Here is a 21,175-nt window from a genome sequence, read left to right as displayed (position 1 = left end):
CGCTGCCGCTCAGGCCGACCGGACGAACCGTGGGTGCGGCCGACGGCAACCGCGTAGCGCCGCGAGGCCTCATGACCGGCTGCGCAAGCCCGGCGGAGCGGAGGGCGGGATGCCGCCTCGCCCGGGCCCGCAGGCTCTGGGTCGGGAGGGCTCGGGTGCAGGCCGATCCTCCGGCCGCGACCGGTTGACAGCTGTCAACGGGCATTGACGCTTCGCGCAGCGCGGGATACCCATACCCCCTATAGGTATAAGGGGGCTTGAGTGGCGCATCTGACGAAAGACAAATCGAAGACCCTCGCGCGGGTGCGGCGACTGAAGGGCCAGATCGAGGCGGTGGAGCGGGCCATCGAGGCCGAGGCGGATTGTGCCGCCCTTCTGCAGCTCGTGGCGGCCGTGCGCGGCGCGGCCGGCGGGCTCACGGCGGACCTGCTGGAGGAGCATCTCGAGCATCATGTGGCGGGCGTCGAGGATGCCGCGGCCCGCAGGCGCGGCGCCGAGGAGATGATCGCCGCCTTCCGCACCTACATGAAGTGAGGCCACCATGTCCGATCATGCCCCCCGTTCGCACGACCAGGTTCATGGTCACGACCATGACCATGTCTTCCTCGGCGCCCGCCATGCGCGCAACGAGCGCCGCACCTGGGCCGTGATCGCCCTTCACCTCGGCCATGATGGTGATCGAGATCGCGGCGGGCACGCTCTACGGCTCGATGGCGCTCGTGGCCGACGGATGGCACATGTCCACCCATGCCGCCGCCCTGCTCATTACGGCGCTGGCCTATCTGCTGGCCCGCCGCCATGCGCGCGACCGGCGCTTCACCTTCGGGACCGGCAAGTTCGGCGACCTCGCAGGGTTTGCCAGCGCGGTGGTGCTGGCAGTCGTGGCGCTCCTCATCGGCTGGGAGAGCGCGATGCGCCTCCTCGATCCTGTGCCGATCGACTTCGGGCAGGCCACGGTGGTCGCGGTGATCGGGCTTCTGGTGAACCTCGGCTCGGCGGCTCTGCTGCACGAGGGGCACGATCATGGGCACGGGCTCGATCATGGGCATGGACACGGACACGGACACCATGCGCAGGACAACAACCTGCGCGCGGCCTATCTGCATGTGCTGGCAGACGCGCTGACCTCGGTCCTCGCCATCGCGGCGCTCATCGGGGGGCGTATCGGCGGCTGGGTCTGGCTCGACCCGCTGATCGGCCTTCTCGGCGCTCTGGTGATCGCACGGTGGTCGCTGGGCCTGCTGCGCAGCGCGGGCGGCGTGCTGGTCGACTTCATCCCCGAGGAGGAGGAGCTGCCCGCCGAGATCCGCGCGGCGCTCGAGACCGGCTGCGACCGGATCACCGATCTCCACGTCTGGCAGCTCGGGCCCGGCCATCATGGCGCCATCGTGGCGCTGCGGTCCGGGGATCCCCGGCCTCCCGACCATTATCGCGGCAAGCTCAGCCATCTGCACGAGATCTCGCACCTGACGCTCGAGGTGCGGCCCGCCTGATGGCGCCGATGGGCGCAGGCCTGGCGGGCCGGCCTTCCCCGACAGGGGCCCGACAGCAAAGTTGGAGTTGCGAAATCGGAGCCGGGGATCATATTGGTAGTTCGAGCGCCGGGGCAGTCGAGCCTCCGCGCGGTCTGACGAGAATGGAGACGATGGCCCAAGGCACCGTTGAAGCTCGTCACGGAGCTCTGGACGAAGCTGCGCTGGGGATCGGACGCTGGCGCTGGGACCTCCGGTCTCAGGAGCTGGTCTGGTCCGAGGAGGAGCGGGCGATCTTCGGCCTTGCGCCGGGCGCGCCGGTTCCGGGTTTTGCCGCCTTCAGCGCCATGATCCACCCGGACGACCGCGCCCGCGTGGTGGCCGCGGTCAGCGAGACGCTGGCGCAACGCCGCCTCCGCCACAGCATCGGCTTCCGCATCCTGCGCCCCGACGGGACGATGCGCCAGATCCTCAGCCACGGGCGGCTCGTGATGGGGCTGGACGGCAAGCCGATCAGTCTCGAGGGGGTGGATCTCGACCTCACCGATACGCAGGCCGACCCGGCGCTCGAACGGCCGCAGCGCGCGCCCTGCCCGGACAAGAGCCCGCACATTGCGGCGCTCCGCCCCGGGGAGGAGCAGGATGCGCTGCTGCGGGTGGCGCTGGAGGCCGGCCGGATGACCGTCTGGCAGCTCGACCTGCAGAAGCGGCTGGTGCAGGTCGACGGCGACGTGGCGCGCCTGATCGGCCTGAGCCATGTGCCGCCGGAACTGCCGGTCGCCGTTTTCGAGAATTACGTCGATCCCGAGGATCTGCCGCTCCTGCGCGCGGCCGAGGCTGCGGCTCTGCGCGGCGAGCCCATGCAGGTGGAGCTGCGGCTCGTGCTGGAGAGCGGCGGGCGGCGCTGGCTGCGGCTGATGGGCGAGCCGCGGCCCGATGCCATGGGCCGTCCGCAGCGCCTCGTGGGCGTGGCCTACGACATCTCCGCGCGCAAGGAGGCCGAGGAGAAGCTCCGGGAAAGCGAAGCGCATTACCGCGCCGTGTTCGCCGCCATCGACGAGGGCTTCTGCACCTGCGAGATGATCGTGGACGAGACGGGCGCCCCGGTCGACTATCGCTTCCTCGAGGCGAACCCGCTGTTCGAAAGCATGACCGGTCTCGTCAATGCCGTCGGGCGCACCGCGCTCGAGCTGGTGCCGAACCTCGAGCGGCACTGGATCGAGATCTATGCCCGCGTGGGGCTGGGGGGCGAGACGCTGCGGTTCGAGCTGCCGTCGGATGCGATGGGCCGCTGGTTCAACGTCTTTGCCGCGCCGCTCGCAGCCCCCGGGCGGTTCGCGCTCGTGTTCAAGGATGTGACCGACCGCCGCCGCAGCGAGGAAGCGCTGCGCGAGAGCGAGGCGATGTTCCGCTCGCTCACCGAGGCCATGCCGCAGCTGGTCTGGTCCGCGCGGCCGGACGGCTCGTGCGACTTCTTCAACCGCCGCTGGACCGACTGCACCGGGGCCAGCACCGAGATGGCGATGGGCGACGGATGGCGGGCCTTCTACCACCCCGACGACCAGCCGGCCATCGACCGGCTCTGGCCGAAGGCCCTGCGCACGGGCGAGCACTACGAGATCGAATACCGGCTCCGCCACCGCGACGGCAGCTACCGCTGGATGCTCGGCCGCGGCGTGCCCGTGCGCGACGAGGCGGGCGGGATCCTGCGTTGGATGGGCACCTGCACCGACATTCACGACCTGAAGCTCGCCCATCAGCGCCAGCAGATCCTGCTGGGCGAGATGGAGCACCGCGTGAAGAACATCCTCGCGCTGGTGCAGGCGGTGGCGCGGCAGACCTTCGGCCGCATTCCCGAGGCATCGAGCGCGCTGGAGGCCTACGGCGGGCGGCTGCAGTCGCTGGCCGGCGCCTACAGCCACCTCAACCACGAGAACTGGGAGCGGGCCTCGCTCCGCCACATCGTCGCGACCTCGATCGGCGGCTGCGGCGCGCGGGCCGAAGCCTGGAGCCTCGACGGGCCCGAGGTGATGCTGCCCCCGCGCTCGGCGGTCCCCGTCTCGATGGCGGTGCATGAGCTCTGCACCAATGCGGTGAAATACGGCGCGCTCTCGGTGCCCGAGGGCCGGGTGACGATCCACTGGAGCCTCGGACCGGGAGACCGCCTCACGCTCGTCTGGGCGGAGGCGGACGGCCCGCATGTGGTGCCGCCTGCGCGCGCGGGCTTCGGGATGCGCATGATCGAGACGGTGCTGGCGGTCGAGGCGGGAGGCACCGTCCGGCTCGACTTCCGCCCCGAAGGGGTACGCTGCGAGATCGAGGTGCCCATCCGCCCCGAGCCCGGGCTGCGGGTGGAGTGAAGCGGGCGGCTGCGCCGCCCGCCTTCCGTCAGGCGCCGGTCAGGCCCGGCTTCAGCACCACCTTGGTCCACTCGTTCTGGTTGAAGCGGAAGTTCTCGTAGCCCCGCGCCGCCTCCTCGAGCGGCAGGCGGTGCGAGATCAGGAAGGTCGTGTCGATCTCGCCCTCGCCGATCCGGCGCAGAAGCTCCTCGGTGTATCGCTGCACATGGGTCTGGCCGGTCTTCACGGTCAGGCCCTTCTCCATCAGCGCGCCGAGCGGAAACTTGTCGAGGAAGCCGCCGTAGACGCCGGGCACCGAGACGCGGCCGCCCTTGCGCACCGCAAGGATCGCCTCGCGCAGCGCGTGGCCGCTGTCCGCGCCGATCCCCACGCGCTGCTTCATGTTGTCCATCAGCGTGTCGGGCATGAAGCCATGCGCCTCCATCCCCACGGCATCGATCACCGCATCGGGGCCGAGGCCCCCCGACATCTCCATCAGCGCCTCGAGCACCTTCGTGCGCCGGAAGTCGATCACCTCGGCCCCGAGCCTGCGCGCCAGCGCCAGCCGCTTGGGATATTCGTCGATGGCAATGACCTTGCCCGCCCCCATCAGCAGGGCCGACTGGATCGCGAAGAGGCCGACCGGGCCGCAGCCCCAGACGGCGACCGTGTCGCCCTCCTCGATCCCGGCATTCTCGGCGGCCATCCAGCCCGTCGGGAGAATGTCAGACAGGAACAGCACCTGCTCGTCCTCGAGCCCGTCCGGGATCACGATCGGTCCCACGTCCGAATAGGGCACACGCACATATTCCGCCTGCCCGCCCGGATAGCCGCCCGTCAGATGCGAATAGCCGAACAGCCCCGACACCGCATGGCCATAGAGCGGCTCGGACAGGTCCTGCTTCTCCGCGGGGTTGGAATTGTCGCAGGCGGAAAAGAGCTGATGCTCGCAGAAGAAGCACTGCCCGCAGGAGATCGTGAAGGGCACCACGACCCGCTGGCCCTTCTTCAGCGTGCTTTTCGGCCCGGTCTCGACGACGCGGCCCATGAACTCGTGCCCGAGGATGTCGCCCGACATCAGCCCCGGGATCACCCCGTCGTAGAGATGCAGATCCGAGCCGCAGATCGCCGTGGCCGTCACCTCGATGATCGCGTCGCGCGGATTGACGATCTCGGGGTCGGGATGGGTCTCGACGCGGACATCGTGCTTTCCGTGCCAGGTGAGTGCGCGCATCGATCAATCCTTCCGGTTGCGGGAGGTGGCGATCTCGCCGGCCTCCATCAGCATCTTGAAGCGGCGCAGCTCGCGCCGCCCCTGCATCGCGGGCGCGAGACGGAAGAGCCGCGCGATCAGCCGCCCGGCCTCGCCGCCCGCGGGGACATAGGCCACCACCGCCTCGACCTCGGTGCCGCGGCCCGCCGGGGCGTCGCGGAAGGTCACGGCGCCCTCGGCCCGCACGTCCGATCCGTCCGTCGAGCGCCAGGCGATCAGCCGGTCCGGCACTTCCTCGACGATCCGGGTCTCGAGCGTGATCTTGCGGCCGAAGGGCGCGGCAAGGGTCCAGCGGCTCACGTCGCCCACGACGGTGACATGCTCGACGCTCTCCATGAACTGCGGCAGGTTCGAGAAGTCGCGCCAGAAGGCGAAGAGCTCGGAGCGCGGCCGGTTGATGGTGACGGTGCGGCCGGTGGGCATGGTGGCCTCGGGATGGCGGGCGACCCGGTCGGGTGCGTCGTCGTTCGGGCGGAAGACGACGGGGTTCTCCCGCGACCGGCTGACCGCCCAGGCGGCGGCCCCGGCGGCAAGCCCGGCTCCGGCGAGGAGCGCGAGCGTCCGGGGCTCGGGGCCGGTCCGGGGGGTGCGGTGCAATGGCATGACGGATTTCCCTGACTGTGGCTTCGGCCGGCTTCCGCCGACGAGGCCCGCAACCGGAGAGCGCGGGATAGGTTCCCGCCGGCGGCCCCCGAAGAATCCTTGAGCTCGCGACCGGCCAGGCGCATCTTGCCGCGATGCGACCGGGCCCGGCCTCCTTCGGCACCACCCACAACAGGCTTTCGGCCTGTCTGGTCTCGCTGGTCCTCGCCGTCCTGCTGGTGCTGCTGCCGCCGCAGAGCGCGCGGCCTCTGCCCGGCGCTGCCGCCTCGCAGTCCGACACGCTCCGCGCGCTCCAGAGCCTCGAGCCCGCCCTCGCTCCCGCAGGGCGCAGCGACAGGCCGGTGCTGCCGGGCGGCGCTCAGCCGGCCCATGGCACGCCCCGGGCGGCGCTGCCGCCGCCGCCTCCCGGCCGCCGCGCCGCAGCCGTTCTCGCGCAGGCAGGCACCGCGCCGCAGCCGTTCGCCCGCGCCTTTCAGGCCCGTGCCCCTCCGAACCGTCCCTTCGCGATCTGACCGCGACCGGCCGCCCGCAAGGCGCGGCCCTTCCAGACGTTTCAGGAGTTGACCATGCTCAACAATATCGGCCTTCCCGGCCTTCTCGTCATCGCAGCCGCCATCATCGTCCTCTTCGGCAAGGGCAAGGTCTCGTCCATGATGGGCGAGCTCGGCCGCGGCATCTCTGCCTTCAAGCAGGGTCTGCAGGACCCGCCGGCCGAGCCCGCCGCAGCCGAGCCGCCGCGCGAGATCAAGGACGCCTGATCTCCGGCACCACGCCGATTTCCGATCTTCCACGGGCAGGCCGAGCCCTGCGCCCCAAGGGCGCAGGCCCGCGCATGCCCGGCTCAACGCACAGGACATGCCATGTCACTCGACCCCGCAGCCCTCGGCGGGCTGCTGCCGGCTGCCGGCGCCCTCACGCTGCTTTTCCAAGGCGGCAGGCGCAGCCTGCAACGCCGGGCCGACCGCCGCGCCGCGCGCTCGGCCGATCCTCGGGCCCCGGCGCCCCCCCCGTCCGACGCCCCGACCCCTGCTCCCGAGACCGAGGCTTCCCGCCGGGCGCGCCGGGAGGTGCTGCTGCACTGGATCCTTCTGGTGCTGGGCCTCGGCGCGATCTTCGCGCTCGGGAAACTGATCTGAAAGACGGCCGGCACCCGCCGGCCGATCCACCTTCCATCATCTTTCGTATGTAGTTTCACGGATTTCTTGAGCGCTCCGGCGGAATCGACGATGAACGCAGCACGTTCCCTGCAGGACGGTTCGGAGATCCGCCGGACGGGCCAGGCTGCCCGTTCCAGCCCCTCGACCGGCAGGTCAGCGGCGCCCGTGGGCCGTCAGGAGGTGAGTATGGACAAGCCCCGTGCGCCTGCCTCGTTCTCGGCGCAGCTTGTCGCGGCCATCCTGTTCGCCTGCCTCGTGGCCACGCTGTCGGTGCTCTTTCTGAGTTCCACGGCGGTGAACGCGGTCGATGCGGATGCCGAGGCCCGACAGATCCGCTTCGCCCAACGCGCCCTCCTGCGCGAGACCCGCGAGCTTCTCCAGCAGCAGCAGGCTTCGACGGTCTGGGACGAGTCGGTGGTTCATGTCCGCGCCGGCGACCGCGACTGGATCGACTCCAACCTCGGCACCTGGATGCATGAGGAATACGGGCAGGACGAGACCTACATCGTCGATCCGGCCTCGCGGATCGTCTATGTCGCGCGCGAGCGGGTGACCGGGCAGCCCGGCCCCCGGGCGACCCTGCCGCCGGCCGTCGAGGAGATGGTCGAGGAGATGCGGCCGATGATGCGCGCGGCGACCCGCAACCGGGCCGATTCCACGGCCGATGTGGCCGACCTGTCGCTCAGCCGCTTCGTGCTTCTGGGCGGCAAGCCCGCGCTGGTGAGCGTGGTACCCATCGTGCCGGACACGCCCGCGGTGGTGCAGGCGGCAGGCACGGAATATCTGCATGTCGCGGTTCAGATGGCCGATGCCGACATGGCCGCGCGCCTCTCGAACACCTATGAGTTCGACCGCGGCTCTTTCTCGGTTCAGCCCGGACCCGAAGACCGACTCTCCGTGCCGCTGCGCGACGGGGCGGGGCGGCCCATCGCCTGGTTCGTCTGGCGGGCAGACCGCCCCGGGCACCGGATCGTCGATGAGATGCTGCCCGTGGTGGGCCTGTTCGCGGCCTTCGGCGCCGCCCTTCTGACCTGGCTCCTGCGCACGCTCTGGACCGCGTCGCGGCGGCTGCACCAGAGCGAGGAGGAAGCGCGCTATCTGGCGATGCACGATCCGCTGGCGGGCATCCCCAACCGCACGCTGTTCGAGGACCGGCTGGATCAGGCGCTCAAGGCCGAACGACGCGGGGGTCCGCCGGTGGCCCTGCTCTGCCTCGACCTCGACCGGTTCAAGGCGGTCAACGACACGATGGGCCATCAGGCCGGCGACGAGCTCATCCGGCAGATGGCGGCGCGGCTGCGCTCGCATGTCCGCGAAACGGACACGGTGGCCCGGCTCGGCGGCGACGAGTTCGGCGTGATCCTGATCGGGATGGCCAGCGACGAGACGCTCGGACGCTATTGCAGCGGCCTCGTGCATCTGCTGGCGGCCCCCTGCGACCTCAAGTGCGGGCAGGTCCAGATCGGCGCGAGCATCGGCGCCGTGCGCGCGGCCAGCGTGGACGGCGGCAGGGAGGCCATCCTGCGCAGCGCCGACACGGCTCTCTACCGCGCCAAGGCCGAGGGGCGCGGACGCTACTGCATCGCCACGCCCGAGATGAACGACATCTTCCGCCGCCGCCACGAGATCGAGCGCGACCTGCGCGAGGCCGTCGCCGAGGGCGGGCAGATCCATGTGCTCTACCAGCCCATCTTCGATGCCGAGGAACGGATCGTGGCGGCGGAGGCGCTGGTGCGCTGGAACCACCCGATCCTCGGGCAGATGGGCCCGGAGACCTTCCTCTCCATCGCCGAGGAGACCGGCCTGATCGATCGGATCGGCCACCATGTCCTCGAACAGGCCTGCATCCTTGCCGCCACCTCGGGCATTCCGCGGGTCTCGGTCAATATCTCGCCGGTGCAGCTGCGCCAGGAGACCTTCGCCGACGAGGTTCTGGCGGTGATGGCGGCGCATTCCCTTTCGGGCGAACGGCTCGTGCTGGAACTGACCGAGAAATTCACGCTCGACGCGGGCCCTGCGACGCTGGCCAATCTGGCACGTCTGCGCGCAGCGGGCGTGTCGATTGCGCTCGACGATTTCGCGACCGGCCAGTCGCTCCTGCGCTATGTGCGCGACTACCAGATCGACACGATCAAGATCGACCGCTCCTATGTGGCGCGGCTCGGCACCGGCGACGGCACCGACCAGATCGTGCGCGCGATCCTCGACCTCGGCCGCGCCATGGGCATCGAGGTCACGGCCGAGGGGGTCGAGCGCGCGTCCCAGCGCGAGGCGCTTCTCGGCATGGGCTGCCACGGCTTTCAGGGCTATCTGCTCGGCCGGCCGATGGATCCGCTGCGGCTCGCGGCGCTGAGCGCGCGCAAGGGCGTCGCGCAGAAGAGCGCCTGACCGAAGCGCCGGAACCGCGGCCGTCCCCCGCCGTTCCCTTTCCGCGCGCGCTCGCCACGGGGAGAAGGACCAGGGATGACGGCAGGGACGGCAGTCCGGAGATCGGCGCGAGAGCAGGCGCCGAAGGCAGTCTGCGCATGATCGGTCTTCTCGAACCTGCGATTCCGCATCTCAAGGCGCTGCACATCGCCATGCTCGTCCTGTGGTGCGGCGGCCTCTTCGCCCTGCCGCTCATGCTGAGCCTGCATGACGATGCGATCGGGCAAGCCGACTATTCCCGCGTCCGACGCGCGACCCATTACGGCTATACGCTGGTGGTGACGCCTGCCGCGGTGGCGGCCATCGCCAGCGGCACGGCGCTGATCTTCCTGCGCGAGGTCTTCGTGGCCTGGATGTTCGCCAAGCTCGTCTTCGTGGCGCTGCTGGTGGCCTTTCACGCCTGGGTCGGCCACACGCTCGTCAGCGTGGCCGAGACCGAGGGCACCCATCGCCCGCCCGCGGCCCTGCTGCCGCTGTTCCTGCTCCTTGTGCCGGTGCTGGGGATCCTGACGCTGGTCCTCGCCAAGCCCGATCTGGGCCGGATCCCCCTGCCCGCCTGGCTCGAGACGCCGAGGGAGCTTCAGCTTCCCTTCGACGTCCCCAGCCGATAGTCGAACACGAGCTTGCCCCCATGCCAGCCCGCCGCCGAGACCATCACCACACCGAACGCCGAGAGGAGCAGGCCGTAAGGCAGCACCGCCTCCTCGTAGCCGCCGAGCCGGTAGCCCCAGTTCGCCCCGAGCACCGACAGAAGCGCCACCGCGATGACGAAGTGGGTCCAGGCGGCGGCGCGGGCGCGGATGCCCGGCACCATCAGAAGCTCGGTGGTGCCCGTGACGCCCGCGGCGAGGCCGAACAGGAAGGCGGTGCCCGCAGCCCAGAGCGCCGCCCGCGCCCAGAAGATGTCGCCGGACAGCCAGTAGAGCACGTCCGCGCCGAAGGTGCAGAAGGTCAGCGCCACCGGGAAGGCCACGGTCATGGCATGGGCCGGGTGGCCCCAGATCGCGATACGGCTCTCCGTCTGTTCGAAATCGGGGCTCGAGCTGATCGGATCGATCAGCGTATTGTCCTCGGTCTGCACCTGCTTGTCCGTCATCGGCTCCTCCGCGGCTGGCTGTTCCTCCTCACAACGCCGATCCTGCTCTCCGGTTGCGCCGAGGATCTGTCGGCCGTTCATCCCGCCGGGCCCGCGGCCGAAGTCATCGCGCGGCTGTGGTGGGTGATGCTCGCGGGCGCCACGGCCATCTTCCTCTTCGTGACGGGGCTTCTGGCCCTCGCCATGCGCCGCAGGCCGGGCGGCGGCAGCGACCGGCTCTGGCTGCAGGGGCTGGGGCTGGCTTTCCCGCTCACCGTGCTCGCGGCCCTTCTGGCTTACGGGCTGACGGTGGGCGAGGCGCTTCTGCCCCACGACCATCCCGAGCGGGTGACGGTGCGGGCCGAGGCACGGCAATGGGCCTGGCGCTTCGGCTACGAGGACCGCCCGGGCCTTCAGACCGAGGACATCCTCCATATCCCGGCCGGCCGGCCGGTGGACGTGCAGATCACCAGCGCCGACGTGATCCACAGTTTCTGGGTGCCGCGGCTGGCCGGCAAGATGGACGCCATCCCGGGCCATGTGAACCTGCTGCGGATCGAGGCGCGCGTGCCCGGCGACTATGCCGGCGTCAGCGCCGAATTCAGCGGACCCGGCTACCGCACCCACGCCTTCACGGTCCGCGCGCACGATGCCGCCGACTGGCAGGCCTTCCTCGAGGCTCCCTCTCCATGAATGCCCTGCGCCGACACCGCCTCCTCACGCGGATCTGGGCCTCCGAGCCCGGCTGGCGCGGCTGGTTCACCACCGTGAACCACACCGATCTTGGCCGGATGTTCCTCGGCGCGTCGGTCGTCTTCTTCCTGATCGGCGGCATCCTCGCCATGCTGATCCGGGCGCAGCTGGCCAGCCCCCGCTCGGCCTTCGTGGGCGCCGAGACCTATGCGCAGCTCTTCACGATGCACGGGACCATCATGATGTTCCTGTTCGCGATCCCGATGTTCGAGGGGCTCACGATCTATCTGCTGCCGAAGATGCTGGGGTCGCGGGATCTGGCCTATCCGCGGCTCTCGGCTTACGGTTTCTGGTGCTATGTGCTGGGCGGCTCGATGCTGATCGTGGCGCTGCTGGCCGGGATCGCGCCCGACAGCGGCTGGTTCATGTATCCGCCGCTGGCCTCGACGCTGGGCTCGCCCGGGATCAATTCCGATTTCTGGCTTCTGGGCATCACCTTCGTCGAGATCTCGGCCATCGCGGCCGCGGTCGAGATCGTGGTGACGGTGCTGCGCTTCCGCGCCCCCGGCATGTCGCTCGACCGGATGCCGATCTATGGCTGGTATGCGCTCGTCACGGCGACGATGATCCTCACGGGCTTTCCGCCGCTGATCCTCGGCTCGATCCTTCTGGAACTGGAGCGCGCCTTCGGCCTGCCCTTCTTCCAGGTGGCCGAGGGGGGCGACAGCCTGCTCTGGCAGCACCTCTTCTGGCTCTTCGGCCATCCCGAGGTCTATATCATCTTCCTGCCCGCCGCGGGGGCGATCTCGACCATCCTGCCCGTGATGGCGCGAACCGAGCTCATCGGCTATCGCTGGGTGGTGGCCGCCGCCATCTCGCTCGCGGTGCTGAGCTTCGGGCTCTGGGTCCACCACATGTTCACGACCGGCATCCCCCACATGGGGCTTGCGCTCTTCTCGGCCGCCTCGACGCTCGTTGCGGTGCCGACGGCGGTGCAGCTCTTCGCCTGGATCGGCACGCTCTGGCGCGGCACGCCCGAGATGCGGCTGCCGATGATGTGGATCCTCGCCTTCTTCGCCACCTTCGTGATCGGCGGGCTGACCGGCGTCATGGTGGCGGTGGTGCCCTTCGACTGGCAGGTGCATGACACGCATTTCATCGTGGCCCACCTCCACTACGTCCTCGTCGGCGGCTTCGTCTTCCCGATGCTCGCCGCGCTCTACTACTGGATGCCCCATGTCACCGGGCGGAAGCGGTTCTTCCGGGTGGGCGACGTGGCCTTCTGGCTGGTGACGGTGGGCTTTCACGCCACGTTCCTCGCCGTCCACTGGGTAGGGCTCCTCGGCCAGCGGCGGCGGACCGAGACCTACGAGCCCGGCCAGGGATGGGAGGTCATCAACCTCATCTCCTCGATCGGCGGCTTCGTCATGGCGATCGGCTTCGCGCTGGTGATCCTCGACGTGGCGATGAACGCGCTGGTGGCCGTCCGGGGCAGCCGCAATCCCTGGCGCGCGGGCACGCTCGAATGGGCGATGCCCACGCCCGCGCCCGCCTACAATTTCGCGAGCCTGCCGGAGGTGAGCGGCCGCGATCCGCTCCATGCCGATCCCGACCTCGCGGTGAAGATCGCCAGGGGCGCCTTCTACCTGGGCGAGCCCCGCAACGGGAGGCGCGAGACGCTGATGGTGAATGTGGCGACCGGGCGGCCCGCGAGCCTCGTCGTCTATCCCGGCAACAGCGCCCTTCCCTTTCAGCTCGCGCTCGTGACCGGGCTCTTCTTCCTGGGGATGCTCCTGAAGACCTACTGGCTGGTGCCGCTGGCGCTGGTCGGTGTGGCGGCGCTGGCCATCCGCTGGGTCTGGACCAATGCGCCCGGGCGCGACGAGGGTCCGCAGCCGGTGGGCCTCGGCCTCAGCCTGCCCCGCGACGTGGCGCAGAGCCCCGGCTGGTGGGGGTCGCTCTTCCTCTTGCTGGCGAACGGCACGCTCTTCGGCTCGCTCATGTTCGGCTATGCCTTCCTCTGGACGGTGGCGCCGAACTGGCCGCCGCCCGCATGGCTCGCGCCCTCGGGGCTGCAGGGCGCGCTCCTCCTCGCGGGGGCGGCGAGTGCGCCCCTCCTCGTGCGGCTGGCGGACCGCACACTCCGGCGGGGAGGCTCGCCGCAGGCGGGGCTTGCGGGGGCGGCACTGGCGCTCGGGGCACTTGCCGCGGCGGCGGGGATGCTCTGCCTCGCCCTGCCTGCGCCGCAGCGGCATGCCTATGACGCGACCGTCTGGGTCATCGCGGGCTATACGGGGTTTCATGCAGGCCTGGCCCTCCTGATGACGCTGGTCGTGATGGCGATGCAGGCCCGCGGCAGGCTCTCGGCCGCGCGGATCTCGCCCTTGCGCATCCTCCGGCTCTGGACCGACTGGGCGGCCTTCGCGGGCCTCGTCGGCGTTGCCGCCGCCCTCCTGCCGGGGCTCGTGGCATGAGCGCCATCCTCCGCATCGCCTTGCCCCTCACGCTCTGGCTCGCGGGCTTCAGCGCGGTCTACGCCCTGCATGGCCTCGTCTGCTCTGGCGGCTGGCCCGGCGGACGCCCGCTCCTGATCGCGGGCGGGGCCGCGGTCCTCGCGCTCCAGCTCGCGCTGCTCCTCGCGCTCCGCTCACGCCGCTTCGGCGATCCGACCCCTTTCGTGCGCAGAACCAGCCTCCTCCTCGCCATCGTGGGGCTTGCAGCGACCCTCTGGACCCTGATCCCGGTGGCCGTTACCTCGACCTGTCTGCCGCCCGGCTAAAAAACTTCGGATATTTTTCGCTCTCGCGGGATGAAGGGGCGGCGCGGCTCCGTATATCCGGCAAGATGCGCGAAACAGATGAGATCCTGGCCGAACTGACCCCGCTCCGGCGCTACGCCCGGTCGCTCACCCGCGACGAGGCGGAGGCCGAGGATCTCGTGCAGGAGGCGCTCCTGCGTGCGCATGAGCGGCGGGCGAGCTTCCGGCGCGGCAAGGGGCTCAGGGTCTGGCTGATGTCGATCCTGCACAACCTCTTCATCGATGCGCTGCGCAGCCGCCGCGCCCGCGAGCGGCGCGAGGCGGCGGCGATGGAGGCGGCGCCTCTGTCGCACCCCGCCTCGCAGGAGAGCGCGGTGCGGCTGGCCCAGATCCGCGAGGCCTTCGCGCGCCTGCCCGAAGAGCAGCGCTCGGCGCTGCATCTCGTGGCGATCGAGGGGCTGTCCTATGCCGAGGCCGCCGAGGTGCTCGGCGTGCCGCAGGGCACGCTCATGTCGCGGATCGGCCGGGCGCGTGCGGCGCTCCGGGCCTTCGAGAACGGAGAGGCGGCGCGCCAGCCGCTTCGGGTGGTGGGAGGACGCGATGCGGACGATGCATGAGCCGGTGACCGAGCTCGACCTCGTGGCCTATGTCGACGACCAGCTCGACCCGTGGCGCCGCGTGGCGGTGGAGCGGCATCTCGCGACCGATCCCGAGGCCGCGGCCCGGGTGATGGCCGATCTGCAGGCGCGCGACGAGCTGCGCCTCGCCTTTGCCGAGCCGCTGCCGCACGAGGCACCCGAGACGCGGGCCGCCGCACGGCGCCTCGCGCGCGGGCTGGGGCTCGACCGGATGCTGGTGCGGCTGGCGCCGATGGCGGCGGTCCTCGTGCTGGGCGGCATGATTGGTGCGGGCGTCGCCGGCCTCGGGCCGCTGCGCGTGCCGCAGGTGGTGGCCTCCGAGCCGCCGCCCGAATTCATCCAGGCCGCGCTCGAGGCGCACGAGGCGGGCAGGCTCCGGCTTTCGATGCAATCGCAGCCCGCGATGCCCCGGCTCGACGCGGCCGAGATCCGCGCCAAGACCGGCATCCTGCTGCCCGGCCTGCCCGGCGACTGGCAGGTGCAGGACGTGCAGATCTTCCCCTCGCCGCAGGGCCCCAGCGTCGAGATGGCGCTCGAGACGCCCGAGCTCGGGCGGCTGTCGCTCTTTGCGGTGCGGCCCGGCAGCTTCCGCGTGGCGCTGCCCGACGAGATGCAGGCGAGCGGCCTCGAGGTCGCCTGGTTCCAGATCGGCGAAGTGGCCCATGTCCTCGTGGCCGAGGCCGCCCCGCCGGATGCCCTGCGCGAGGCCGCCGAAGGCCTCTCGCGCACGCTTTACTGACCATCCCCAAGAGACGGAGATCCCCGGATGAATCCCGCCCCTCACGGCCGCAGCGCCGGTTTCGCGCGCTCCACCGCTGTCTATGACGACGGCCTGCGCGCGCATATGCTGCGCATCTACAACTACATGGGCCTCGGGCTCGCGCTGACGGGCCTCGTGGCCGTCCTCGTCGCGGCCACCCCCGCCATCTATGTGCCGATCTTCTCGACCCCGCTGAAATGGGTCGTGATGCTGGCGCCGCTCGCCTTCGTCCTGTTCCTGTCCTTCCGCATCGAGGCCATCTCGGCGGGCACCGCGCAGATGCTCTTCTGGGCCTTCTGCGGTGTCATGGGCCTGTCGCTCGCCTCGATCTTCCTCGTCTTCACCGGCACCTCGATCGCGCGCGCCTTCTTCGGGGCGGCGGCCATGTTCGCCGGCATGAGCCTCTACGGCTACACGACCAAGCGCGACCTGAGCCAGTTCGGCAGCTTCCTGATGATGGGCCTGATCGGCGTCATCCTGGCCAGCGTCATCAACCTCTTCCTCGGCTCGTCCGCGCTGCAGTTCGCGATCTCGATCATCGGCATCCTCGTCTTCGTCGGTCTGACGGCCTGGGACACGCAGGCGATCAAGCTGCAATATGCCGAGCATCAGGACAGCGAGACCTCGCAGAAGCTCGCCGTCATGGGGGCCCTGTCGCTCTACCTGAACTTCATCAACATCTTCCAGCTCCTGCTCTCGCTGACGGGCGAGCGCGAGTAACCCTGCCAGTCACAGAGGATCCTCATGGACCATAACGACCGTCAGGCCATCGAAGGCCTGTTCCAGAAGCTCGCGGCCGTCGAGCAGTCGGCGCCTGCCCGCGACGGCGAGGCGGACGCCTTCATCGCGGACCGGATCGGCCGTCAGCCCGGCGCGCCCTATTTCATGGCGCAGACCATCGTGGTGCAGGAACAGGCGCTCGAGCAGGCGCAGGCCCGGATCGAGCAGCTCGAGGCGCAGGTGCGTCAGGGCGGCGCGCAGCAGGGCGGCTTCTTCGGCAAGCTCTTCGGCGGCGCTCCGGTGCCGCCCGCGCCGCAGCGCCCGGCGGCCTCGCCCTTCGGATCCCGCGGGCAGGCTGCGGCCGGTGCGTCTCCCTTCGACAACCGCGCGCCGGGCGCGGGCTCGCCCTTCGGCAACCGGCCGGCGGGCGGCGGCTTCCTCGCCGGCGCGGCGCAGACCGCGATGGGCGTGGCGGGCGGCGTGCTGCTCGCCAATGCGGTGGGCAGCATGTTCGCGGGCGAGGCCGAGGCGGCCGAACCCGAACCCGAGCCGGAAGAGGACATGGGCTTCGACGACGCGGGTTTCGACGACAGCGAATTCTGACCTCCCCCCTTCGCGGGGCTTCGGGGCGCGGCCGGATCTCCGGTCGCGCCTTTTCCTTAGGGCCAGCCTCCGCGTCGATGCCGGGCGGGCGGGTTCCCCGCCGCAACAGGAGCCGCGCACGCAAGCGTGACGGCACGGCGGGGCGGTGGCGTTGACAGCCCCGTCGCCTGCCCGGACAGTCGGGATCCGGGCGCAGGCCGCCCCCGCCCAAGCCCAAGCCGGAGCATCCGATGCGCGCCCTTGTCCTTCCGCTGGCCCTGCTTCTGGCGCTTGCGCCGCATCCCGCCCCCGCCGAAGGGCCCGCGACCGATCCGCTGACCATCGCCAACACCTACGGGCGGGCGCTGGCGATCCTCGGCCAGCAGCAGGCAGTGGCGATGCTGGCCGCCGCCATCGAGGACTCGCGGCGTCAGGCGCTGGCCGAGGGCACCGCGGCGATCCCCGAGGCGATCCGGGCACGCCTTGCGGGCCATGTCCCCGCCCAGGATCTCGAGATGGTGCGCTGGCGGGTGGGCGGCGGCACCGACCTGTCGCTCCAGCGCAACGCGATCCTGCACGGCAATGCCTCGGCGATCACGCTGGGCGAGGTGGTGGTCTTCGCCGACGAGGGCGAGGCGCTGGCCAACGCCTCGCTCTGGGCCCATGAGCTGCGCCATGTGGGCCAGTATCGGGAGTGGGGCGTGCCGGGCTTCGCCCGCCGCTACCTCGCCGATCATCAGGCGGTCGAGGCCGATGCGGTGGCCTTCGCCGCGGCCTTCGCAGGCGGGCCTCCGCCCCTCACCCTGCCCGAGCGCGCCCGTCTCTCCCCGCCCCGCGCGCCGTGGTAAGGAGGCCCAGGAACCACCGCCCCCCGCAGAGACGGAGGGGCGTGGATCGGAACCGGCTCCGGCTCAGTCCGTAACCTTCTTCACGAACTGCGACTTCAGTCCGATCTGGCCGATGCCGGGGATCTTGCAGTCGATGTCATGATCGCCCGCCACGAGGCGGATGCCGCGCACCTTGGTGCCGACCTTGATGACCGAGGAAGAGCCCTTCAGCTTCAGGTCCTTGATGACCGTGACGGTATCGCCGTCCGCCAGCGGATTGCCCACGCTGTCGCGGATCTGCACCTCGGCGCCGGTCGCCTCGGGCGACCATTCGTGCCCGCATTCCGGGCAGGCGAGAAGCGCATCAGCCTGATAGGTGAAGCTCGAGGAACATTCGGGGCAAGGTGGCAGCATGTCGGTCATGACGCGCCTATAGACCCACGACGGCCGGCTGACCAGAGCCCCTCGCGCCGCAGGGGGAGAGGGGCGCCTCCGGGGTGCGCTCCCCGTCGCAGCTCGTCCCCTCCGAGCCCACCGGCGCCGGCATCGCAGCTTTGCGCCCCGGGCGCGCTCGCCGCACCACACTCGCAGCTTTGCGCCGCAGGACACTCTTGCTCACCGTCGCGGCTTTACGCTCCAACTCCGTTGGCACCGCCATTGCGTCCTTGCACCTCCGGGCCCCTCTCGCACTGCCGTCGCATGCCGCGCCTCGGGGCGCTCCTCCCCGCCGGCATATCCATCGCCACGTCGTGCCCTCTGCCGTGCTGCGGCCGGCCTGCCCCTGTACGGCACGCAGCCCCGGTCTATCTTCCGTCAAACGCTGGGGAGGAGGCGACATGGATCAGGTCACGGGCGGCTGCCGCTGCGGAGAGGTGCGCTTCGTCGCGCGGGGTCGGCCCTATCGCGTGGGCCTCTGCCACTGTCTCGACTGCCGGAAGCAGCATGGCGCGCTGTTCCATGCCTCCGCGATCTTCCCGGCCAGCGCCGTCTCGGTCGAGGGCACGCCTTCGGACTACAAGGGCCGCGCCTTCTGCCCGCGCTGCGGCTCGCAGCTCTTCGGCCGCTCCGAGGACGAGATCGAGATCAACCTCGGCGCCCTCGACGCCCCGGATCTCTTCCGACCCACCTACGAGCTCTGGACGATCCGGCGCGAAAGCTGGTTGCCACCCTTCCCGCTGGCCCATCACTACGAGCGCGACCGCCCCACCGCAGGCCGGCACGAGGAGTGAGCCCCGGCGCGGTGGCCGAACGAGCGCGACCGCTTCACGGCGGGCCGGCACGAGGAGTGAGCCCCGGCGCAACGGCCGAAGGGGTGCGGCCTCCCCGAGCGTCGGGCGGCCGGTCTTTCCCGCTGGCGCGACAGGCGCCGGCAGCGAAGCGCCCGGCCTGCGGCGCGCGGCCCGAGCGGCAGGCCAGCCGGATCCCGCAGGCGCCGCCTTCGCAGGCAGACCGTGCTCCTCCCCTTGACGCTGGCCGCCGCCTCGGCCCACCTAGACGCAACGAAGGAGGACGGGATGCGTATCCTGCTCGTCGAGGATGACCCCGGCCTGGGTGGGGCCATCCGCGACCAGATCAGCGCCGAGGGCCATGCGGCAGACTGGATGACGGGCGTCGAGGATGCCCTGGCCTCGGTCGCGACCACGGCCTACGATCTCGTGCTGCTCGACCTGAACCTGCCCGACGGGAGCGGGCTCGACTTCCTGCGCGGGCTCCGCGCCCGGAAGGAGACCATGCCCGTCATCATCCTCACGGCGCGCGACCGGGTGACGGAGCGGATCGCGGGGCTGAATGCGGGCGCCGACGATTACATGGTCAAGCCGTTCGACCTTTCCGAACTGTCCGCCCGGATCGGTGCCGTCTCGCGGCGCTATGCCGGCAATCCCAGCCCGCGCCTCGCGCTCGGCCCGCTGGAGGTCGACATCGCCGACCGGCGGATCGACGGGCCCGAGGGCGAGGTCACGCTCTCGCAGCGCGAATGGGCGATCTTCGAGGCGCTCGTGAAGCGGCCGGGATCGGTCGTCTCGAAGACCCAGCTCGAGGAAACGCTCTACGCCTTCGACGCCGAGGTCGAAAGCAACACGATCGAGGTCTATGTCAGCCGCCTGCGCAAGAAGCTCGGGCGCGACCGGATCGAGACGCGGCGCGGCATGGGCTACCGGCTGGTGCGGGAATGAGCCGACCGCGCAGCCTGCGGCGCGAGCTCGCGCTGGGGCTGTCGGGCGCGATCGTCCTGCTCTGGACGGTGGCCACCCTGTCGGCCGCCTATGTGGTGCGCGAGGAGATGGGCGAGACCTTCGACAGTGCGCTTCAGGAGACGGCCGAGCGTCTGCTGCCGCTTGCGCTGTCGGACGGGACCGACGACACGGCCCCGGTGCCGCGCCGGATCGCGCGCGCGGGCGAGCATGGCGAAAACCTGACCTGGGTGGTGCGGGATGCGGAAGGGACGGTGCGGCTCTGGTCGCCCGACGCCCGTGCCGAGACCTTCGCCCAGCCCGTGCCGGCCGGCTTCTCCACCAGCGGGCGTCACCGCTTCTACGCGGTCTCGGATCTCAGCGGACGCTGGACGCTCTCGATCGCCGAGCCGCTCTCGAACCGGCGCGAGGCGGTGCGCGAGACGCTGGTGGCCTTCGTGGCCCCGATGCTGCTCCTGCTGCCGCTGATCCTGGCGCTGGTGGTTTGGCGCACGCGGGCGGCTCTCGCGCGGCTGGGCGATCTCTCGCGCGAGGTGCAGGGGCGCGACGAGACCGACCTCAGACCTCTGGCCACGCAGGGACTGCAGGCCGAACTTCTGCCGCTCCGCGACGCGGTCGACCGGCTGATGGCCCGGCTCGGGCGCGCCATCGCCGCCGAGCGCGGCTTCACCGCCAATGCCGCGCATGAGCTTCGCACGCCCATGGCCGCGGCGCTGGCTCAGGCCCAGCGGCTGATCGTCGAGGCGCCCGAGGCGCTGCGGCCCCGCGCAGAGCGCCTCGAGCAGGAGCTGAAGCGGCTCGCGCGGCTGGCGGCCAAGCTCCTCGAACTGTCGCGCGCCGAGGGCGCCGCGGTTCTGGCGGAGACGCCGCAGGATCTGGCGCCGATCCTCGAGATCGTGGTCGACGATGCCCGTCACGGGCCGGAGGGCCTGCGGTTGCGCGACGAGATCGGCGCGCTCGAGGCCCGGATGGATCCCGACGCCTTCGCCATCCTCGCGCGGAACCTGATCGAGAATGCGCTGCGGCACGGCGAGGGCGCGGTCGAGGTGACGCTGGGAGCGGAGGGGCTGCGGGTGACGAACGGCGGGCCGGCGCTGGCGCCGGACCTGCTCGCGCGCATCCCGCAGCGCTTTGCCCGGGGCAGCAGCACGCGGGAAGGCTCGGGGCTGGGCCTCGCCATCGCCGCGGGCATCGCCCGGGGCGCGGGCTGGCGCCTCGCGCTGACCTCTCCGATCCCCGGCCGTCCCGACGGCTTCGAGGCGCGTGCGATCCCGCCTCAGCCGAGGATCGCGTAGGCGACGAAGGCCACGTTCGCCAGAATGAGGCAGAGAACGGCGAGCGAGCCCAGATCCTTGGCGTCGCGCGCGAATTCCGCCCAGCCGGGCGCCAGGTGATCGACCACCACCTCGATTGCGGTATTCAGCGCCTCGGCCGCCACCAGCAGCAGGAAGAGCACCGCGGCCCCGAGGATTTCGGGAAAGCTCGCGCGACCGGCAAGCAGCAGCGCGAGCCCCGCTGCCCCGCCGGCCAGCTCGTGCCGGAAGGCCGTCTCCTGCAGCAGCCGGCGCAGGCCGGCCAGCGAATGACGGGCCGAGGCGAGGAGATGGCGGGCGCCCTGAGCCTGCGGAGGCCGGGGCAGATCGATGCGGTCGGTCATGG

Annotated in this window: 23 protein-coding genes and 1 pseudogene; 19 read left to right on the top strand and 5 right to left on the bottom strand. The window is 70.9% G+C overall.

All coding sequences use genetic code 11. The annotated features are described in order from the left end of the window. Positions 1-261: 261 nt before the first annotated feature. The 3 genes and pseudogenes from RSP_RS16180 (at position 262) to RSP_RS16170 (ending at position 3,832) form a co-directional block, all read left to right on the top strand. Positions 262-534 carry a metal/formaldehyde-sensitive transcriptional repressor gene (locus tag RSP_RS16180; protein ID WP_002723596.1) on the top strand — a complete coding sequence of 91 codons (273 nt, stop codon included), beginning with the start codon at positions 262-264 and terminating at the stop codon, positions 532-534. 7 nt (positions 535-541) lie between these two features. Next, positions 542-1,493: pseudogene (dmeF, locus tag RSP_RS16175) on the top strand (CDF family Co(II)/Ni(II) efflux transporter DmeF). Between the two features lie 152 nt (positions 1,494-1,645). Continuing rightward, positions 1,646-3,832 (top strand): PAS domain-containing protein, encoded by a 2,187-nt coding sequence (locus RSP_RS16170; protein WP_011339043.1) that lies wholly within the window; start codon positions 1,646-1,648, stop codon positions 3,830-3,832. Positions 3,833-3,860: 28 nt separating this feature from the next. Here RSP_RS16170 and RSP_RS16165 read toward each other — a convergent pair whose 3' ends face one another. Together RSP_RS16165 and RSP_RS16160 are read right to left on the bottom strand one after the other, a co-directional pair. Further along, complete coding sequence (locus tag RSP_RS16165; RefSeq protein ID WP_011339042.1) at positions 3,861-5,045, bottom strand: zinc-dependent alcohol dehydrogenase; 1,185 nt, start codon at positions 5,043-5,045, stop codon at positions 3,861-3,863. A 3-nt stretch (positions 5,046-5,048) separates the two neighbouring features. Further along, positions 5,049-5,687 carry an SRPBCC family protein gene (locus RSP_RS16160; RefSeq protein ID WP_011339041.1) on the bottom strand — a complete coding sequence of 213 codons (639 nt, stop codon included), beginning with the start codon at positions 5,685-5,687 and terminating at the stop codon, positions 5,049-5,051. A gap of 134 nt (positions 5,688-5,821) precedes the next feature. Between RSP_RS16160 and RSP_RS16155 the strand changes: the two genes are divergently transcribed. The 5 genes from RSP_RS16155 (at position 5,822) to RSP_RS16135 (ending at position 9,882) form a co-directional block, all read left to right on the top strand. Continuing rightward, complete coding sequence (locus RSP_RS16155; RefSeq protein ID WP_017140321.1) at positions 5,822-6,199, top strand: hypothetical protein; 378 nt, start codon at positions 5,822-5,824, stop codon at positions 6,197-6,199. A gap of 54 nt (positions 6,200-6,253) precedes the next feature. Beyond that, entirely contained in the window at positions 6,254-6,445 is a 192-nt protein-coding gene (locus tag RSP_RS16150; protein WP_009561292.1) for a twin-arginine translocase TatA/TatE family subunit, read from the top strand. Between the two features lie 102 nt (positions 6,446-6,547). Then, a complete protein-coding gene (locus tag RSP_RS16145; RefSeq protein WP_011842683.1) occupies positions 6,548-6,823 on the top strand; it encodes a hypothetical protein in 276 nt (91 codons plus the stop codon). Positions 6,824-6,913: 90 nt separating this feature from the next. Further along, on the top strand, positions 6,914-9,232 hold the full coding sequence (locus RSP_RS16140) for a putative bifunctional diguanylate cyclase/phosphodiesterase (RefSeq protein WP_011339040.1): 2,319 nt from the start codon (positions 6,914-6,916) through the stop codon (positions 9,230-9,232). Positions 9,233-9,369: 137 nt separating this feature from the next. Beyond that, entirely contained in the window at positions 9,370-9,882 is a 513-nt protein-coding gene (locus RSP_RS16135) for a CopD family protein (RefSeq protein ID WP_011339039.1), read from the top strand. Here RSP_RS16135 and RSP_RS16130 read toward each other — a convergent pair. Then, a complete protein-coding gene (locus RSP_RS16130; RefSeq protein ID WP_023004192.1) occupies positions 9,852-10,367 on the bottom strand; it encodes a DUF2231 domain-containing protein in 516 nt (171 codons plus the stop codon). The genes RSP_RS16135 and RSP_RS16130 overlap by 31 nt on opposite strands. Between RSP_RS16130 and RSP_RS16125 the strand changes: the two genes are divergently transcribed. The 8 genes from RSP_RS16125 to RSP_RS16090 all read left to right on the top strand — a co-directional run bounded on the left by RSP_RS16125 (position 10,335) and on the right by RSP_RS16090 (position 17,345). Next, on the top strand, positions 10,335-11,039 hold the full coding sequence (locus RSP_RS16125) for a cytochrome c oxidase subunit II (protein ID WP_030002938.1): 705 nt from the start codon (positions 10,335-10,337) through the stop codon (positions 11,037-11,039). The two genes, RSP_RS16130 and RSP_RS16125, sit on opposite strands and share 33 nt — an antisense overlap. Beyond that, positions 11,036-13,513, top strand: coding sequence for a cytochrome c oxidase subunit I (gene ctaD / locus RSP_RS16120; RefSeq protein ID WP_011339037.1), 2,478 nt, complete (start codon positions 11,036-11,038; stop codon positions 13,511-13,513). The genes RSP_RS16125 and ctaD overlap by 4 nt, the downstream gene beginning before the upstream one ends. Beyond that, positions 13,510-13,818 (top strand): hypothetical protein, encoded by a 309-nt coding sequence (locus RSP_RS16115; protein ID WP_011339036.1) that lies wholly within the window; start codon positions 13,510-13,512, stop codon positions 13,816-13,818. Before ctaD ends, RSP_RS16115 begins: the two co-directional genes overlap by 4 nt. Positions 13,819-13,883: 65 nt before the next feature. Continuing rightward, positions 13,884-14,414, top strand: coding sequence for a sigma-70 family RNA polymerase sigma factor (locus RSP_RS16110; protein WP_011339035.1), 531 nt, complete (start codon positions 13,884-13,886; stop codon positions 14,412-14,414). Continuing rightward, entirely contained in the window at positions 14,398-15,174 is a 777-nt protein-coding gene (locus RSP_RS16105; protein ID WP_017140319.1) for an anti-sigma factor family protein, read from the top strand. The genes RSP_RS16110 and RSP_RS16105 overlap by 17 nt, the downstream gene beginning before the upstream one ends. A 27-nt stretch (positions 15,175-15,201) precedes the next feature. Beyond that, complete coding sequence (locus RSP_RS16100) at positions 15,202-15,915, top strand: Bax inhibitor-1/YccA family protein (RefSeq protein ID WP_002723575.1); 714 nt, start codon at positions 15,202-15,204, stop codon at positions 15,913-15,915. A 24-nt stretch (positions 15,916-15,939) separates the two neighbouring features. Beyond that, on the top strand, positions 15,940-16,518 hold the full coding sequence (locus tag RSP_RS16095; RefSeq protein ID WP_002723572.1) for a DUF2076 domain-containing protein: 579 nt from the start codon (positions 15,940-15,942) through the stop codon (positions 16,516-16,518). A 230-nt stretch (positions 16,519-16,748) separates the two neighbouring features. Continuing rightward, positions 16,749-17,345: an eCIS core domain-containing protein gene (locus RSP_RS16090; protein ID WP_002723569.1), complete on the top strand. Its 597-nt coding sequence runs from the start codon at positions 16,749-16,751 to the stop codon at positions 17,343-17,345. A gap of 63 nt (positions 17,346-17,408) precedes the next feature. On the opposite strand, the gene RSP_RS16085 is transcribed toward RSP_RS16090, so the two are convergent. Continuing rightward, entirely contained in the window at positions 17,409-17,747 is a 339-nt protein-coding gene (locus RSP_RS16085; protein ID WP_009561276.1) for a zinc ribbon domain-containing protein YjdM, read from the bottom strand. 413 nt (positions 17,748-18,160) lie between these two features. On the opposite strand from RSP_RS16085, the gene RSP_RS16080 reads away from it, so the two are divergent. The 3 genes from RSP_RS16080 to RSP_RS16070 all read left to right on the top strand — a co-directional run bounded on the left by RSP_RS16080 (position 18,161) and on the right by RSP_RS16070 (position 20,811). Further along, positions 18,161-18,553 carry a GFA family protein gene (locus RSP_RS16080; RefSeq protein ID WP_002723565.1) on the top strand — a complete coding sequence of 131 codons (393 nt, stop codon included), beginning with the start codon at positions 18,161-18,163 and terminating at the stop codon, positions 18,551-18,553. A 285-nt stretch (positions 18,554-18,838) separates the two neighbouring features. Then, positions 18,839-19,498, top strand: a complete 660-nt coding sequence (locus RSP_RS16075; RefSeq protein ID WP_011339032.1) for a response regulator transcription factor — start codon at positions 18,839-18,841, stop codon at positions 19,496-19,498. After that, complete coding sequence (locus RSP_RS16070; RefSeq protein WP_011339031.1) at positions 19,495-20,811, top strand: two-component sensor histidine kinase; 1,317 nt, start codon at positions 19,495-19,497, stop codon at positions 20,809-20,811. Before RSP_RS16075 ends, RSP_RS16070 begins: the two co-directional genes overlap by 4 nt. Here the strand turns inward: RSP_RS16070 and RSP_RS16065 are convergent. Continuing rightward, positions 20,793-21,173: a diacylglycerol kinase gene (locus RSP_RS16065; RefSeq protein WP_002723560.1), complete on the bottom strand. Its 381-nt coding sequence runs from the start codon at positions 21,171-21,173 to the stop codon at positions 20,793-20,795. The genes RSP_RS16070 and RSP_RS16065 overlap by 19 nt on opposite strands. Between the last annotated feature and the right edge of the window lie 2 nt (positions 21,174-21,175).

Origin of the sequence: Cereibacter sphaeroides 2.4.1 (genome assembly GCF_000012905.2) — a bacterium.
In the GTDB taxonomy this organism is placed as follows: Bacteria; Pseudomonadota; Alphaproteobacteria; order Rhodobacterales; family Rhodobacteraceae; genus Cereibacter_A; species Cereibacter_A sphaeroides.
Note: the sequence above shows the minus strand (reverse complement) of the source record. Positions and strands in the feature narration are given on the sequence as shown.

What these genes read in the sequence shown, in the direction of transcription:
- RSP_RS16170 (WP_011339043.1), top strand. Translation starts at nt 1,646, where the DNA reads ATGGCCCAAGGCACCGTTGAAGCTCGTCACGGAGCTCTGGACGAAGCT.
- RSP_RS16165 (WP_011339042.1), bottom strand. Translation starts at nt 5,045, where the DNA reads ATGCGCGCACTCACCTGGCACGGAAAGCACGATGTCCGCGTCGAGACC.
- RSP_RS16160 (WP_011339041.1), bottom strand. Translation starts at nt 5,687, where the DNA reads ATGCCATTGCACCGCACCCCCCGGACCGGCCCCGAGCCCCGGACGCTC.
- RSP_RS16155 (WP_017140321.1), top strand. Translation starts at nt 5,822, where the DNA reads ATGCGACCGGGCCCGGCCTCCTTCGGCACCACCCACAACAGGCTTTCG.
- RSP_RS16150 (WP_009561292.1), top strand. Translation starts at nt 6,254, where the DNA reads ATGCTCAACAATATCGGCCTTCCCGGCCTTCTCGTCATCGCAGCCGCC.
- RSP_RS16145 (WP_011842683.1), top strand. Translation starts at nt 6,548, where the DNA reads ATGTCACTCGACCCCGCAGCCCTCGGCGGGCTGCTGCCGGCTGCCGGC.
- RSP_RS16140 (WP_011339040.1), top strand. Translation starts at nt 6,914, where the DNA reads ATGAACGCAGCACGTTCCCTGCAGGACGGTTCGGAGATCCGCCGGACG.
- RSP_RS16135 (WP_011339039.1), top strand. Translation starts at nt 9,370, where the DNA reads ATGATCGGTCTTCTCGAACCTGCGATTCCGCATCTCAAGGCGCTGCAC.
- RSP_RS16130 (WP_023004192.1), bottom strand. Translation starts at nt 10,367, where the DNA reads ATGACGGACAAGCAGGTGCAGACCGAGGACAATACGCTGATCGATCCG.
- ctaD (WP_011339037.1), top strand. Translation starts at nt 11,036, where the DNA reads ATGAATGCCCTGCGCCGACACCGCCTCCTCACGCGGATCTGGGCCTCC.
- RSP_RS16115 (WP_011339036.1), top strand. Translation starts at nt 13,510, where the DNA reads ATGAGCGCCATCCTCCGCATCGCCTTGCCCCTCACGCTCTGGCTCGCG.
- RSP_RS16110 (WP_011339035.1), top strand. Translation starts at nt 13,884, where the DNA reads ATGCGCGAAACAGATGAGATCCTGGCCGAACTGACCCCGCTCCGGCGC.
- RSP_RS16105 (WP_017140319.1), top strand. Translation starts at nt 14,398, where the DNA reads ATGCGGACGATGCATGAGCCGGTGACCGAGCTCGACCTCGTGGCCTAT.
- RSP_RS16100 (WP_002723575.1), top strand. Translation starts at nt 15,202, where the DNA reads ATGAATCCCGCCCCTCACGGCCGCAGCGCCGGTTTCGCGCGCTCCACC.
- RSP_RS16095 (WP_002723572.1), top strand. Translation starts at nt 15,940, where the DNA reads ATGGACCATAACGACCGTCAGGCCATCGAAGGCCTGTTCCAGAAGCTC.
- RSP_RS16090 (WP_002723569.1), top strand. Translation starts at nt 16,749, where the DNA reads ATGCGCGCCCTTGTCCTTCCGCTGGCCCTGCTTCTGGCGCTTGCGCCG.
- RSP_RS16085 (WP_009561276.1), bottom strand. Translation starts at nt 17,747, where the DNA reads ATGACCGACATGCTGCCACCTTGCCCCGAATGTTCCTCGAGCTTCACC.
- RSP_RS16080 (WP_002723565.1), top strand. Translation starts at nt 18,161, where the DNA reads ATGGATCAGGTCACGGGCGGCTGCCGCTGCGGAGAGGTGCGCTTCGTC.
- RSP_RS16075 (WP_011339032.1), top strand. Translation starts at nt 18,839, where the DNA reads ATGCGTATCCTGCTCGTCGAGGATGACCCCGGCCTGGGTGGGGCCATC.
- RSP_RS16070 (WP_011339031.1), top strand. Translation starts at nt 19,495, where the DNA reads ATGAGCCGACCGCGCAGCCTGCGGCGCGAGCTCGCGCTGGGGCTGTCG.
- RSP_RS16065 (WP_002723560.1), bottom strand. Translation starts at nt 21,173, where the DNA reads ATGACCGACCGCATCGATCTGCCCCGGCCTCCGCAGGCTCAGGGCGCC.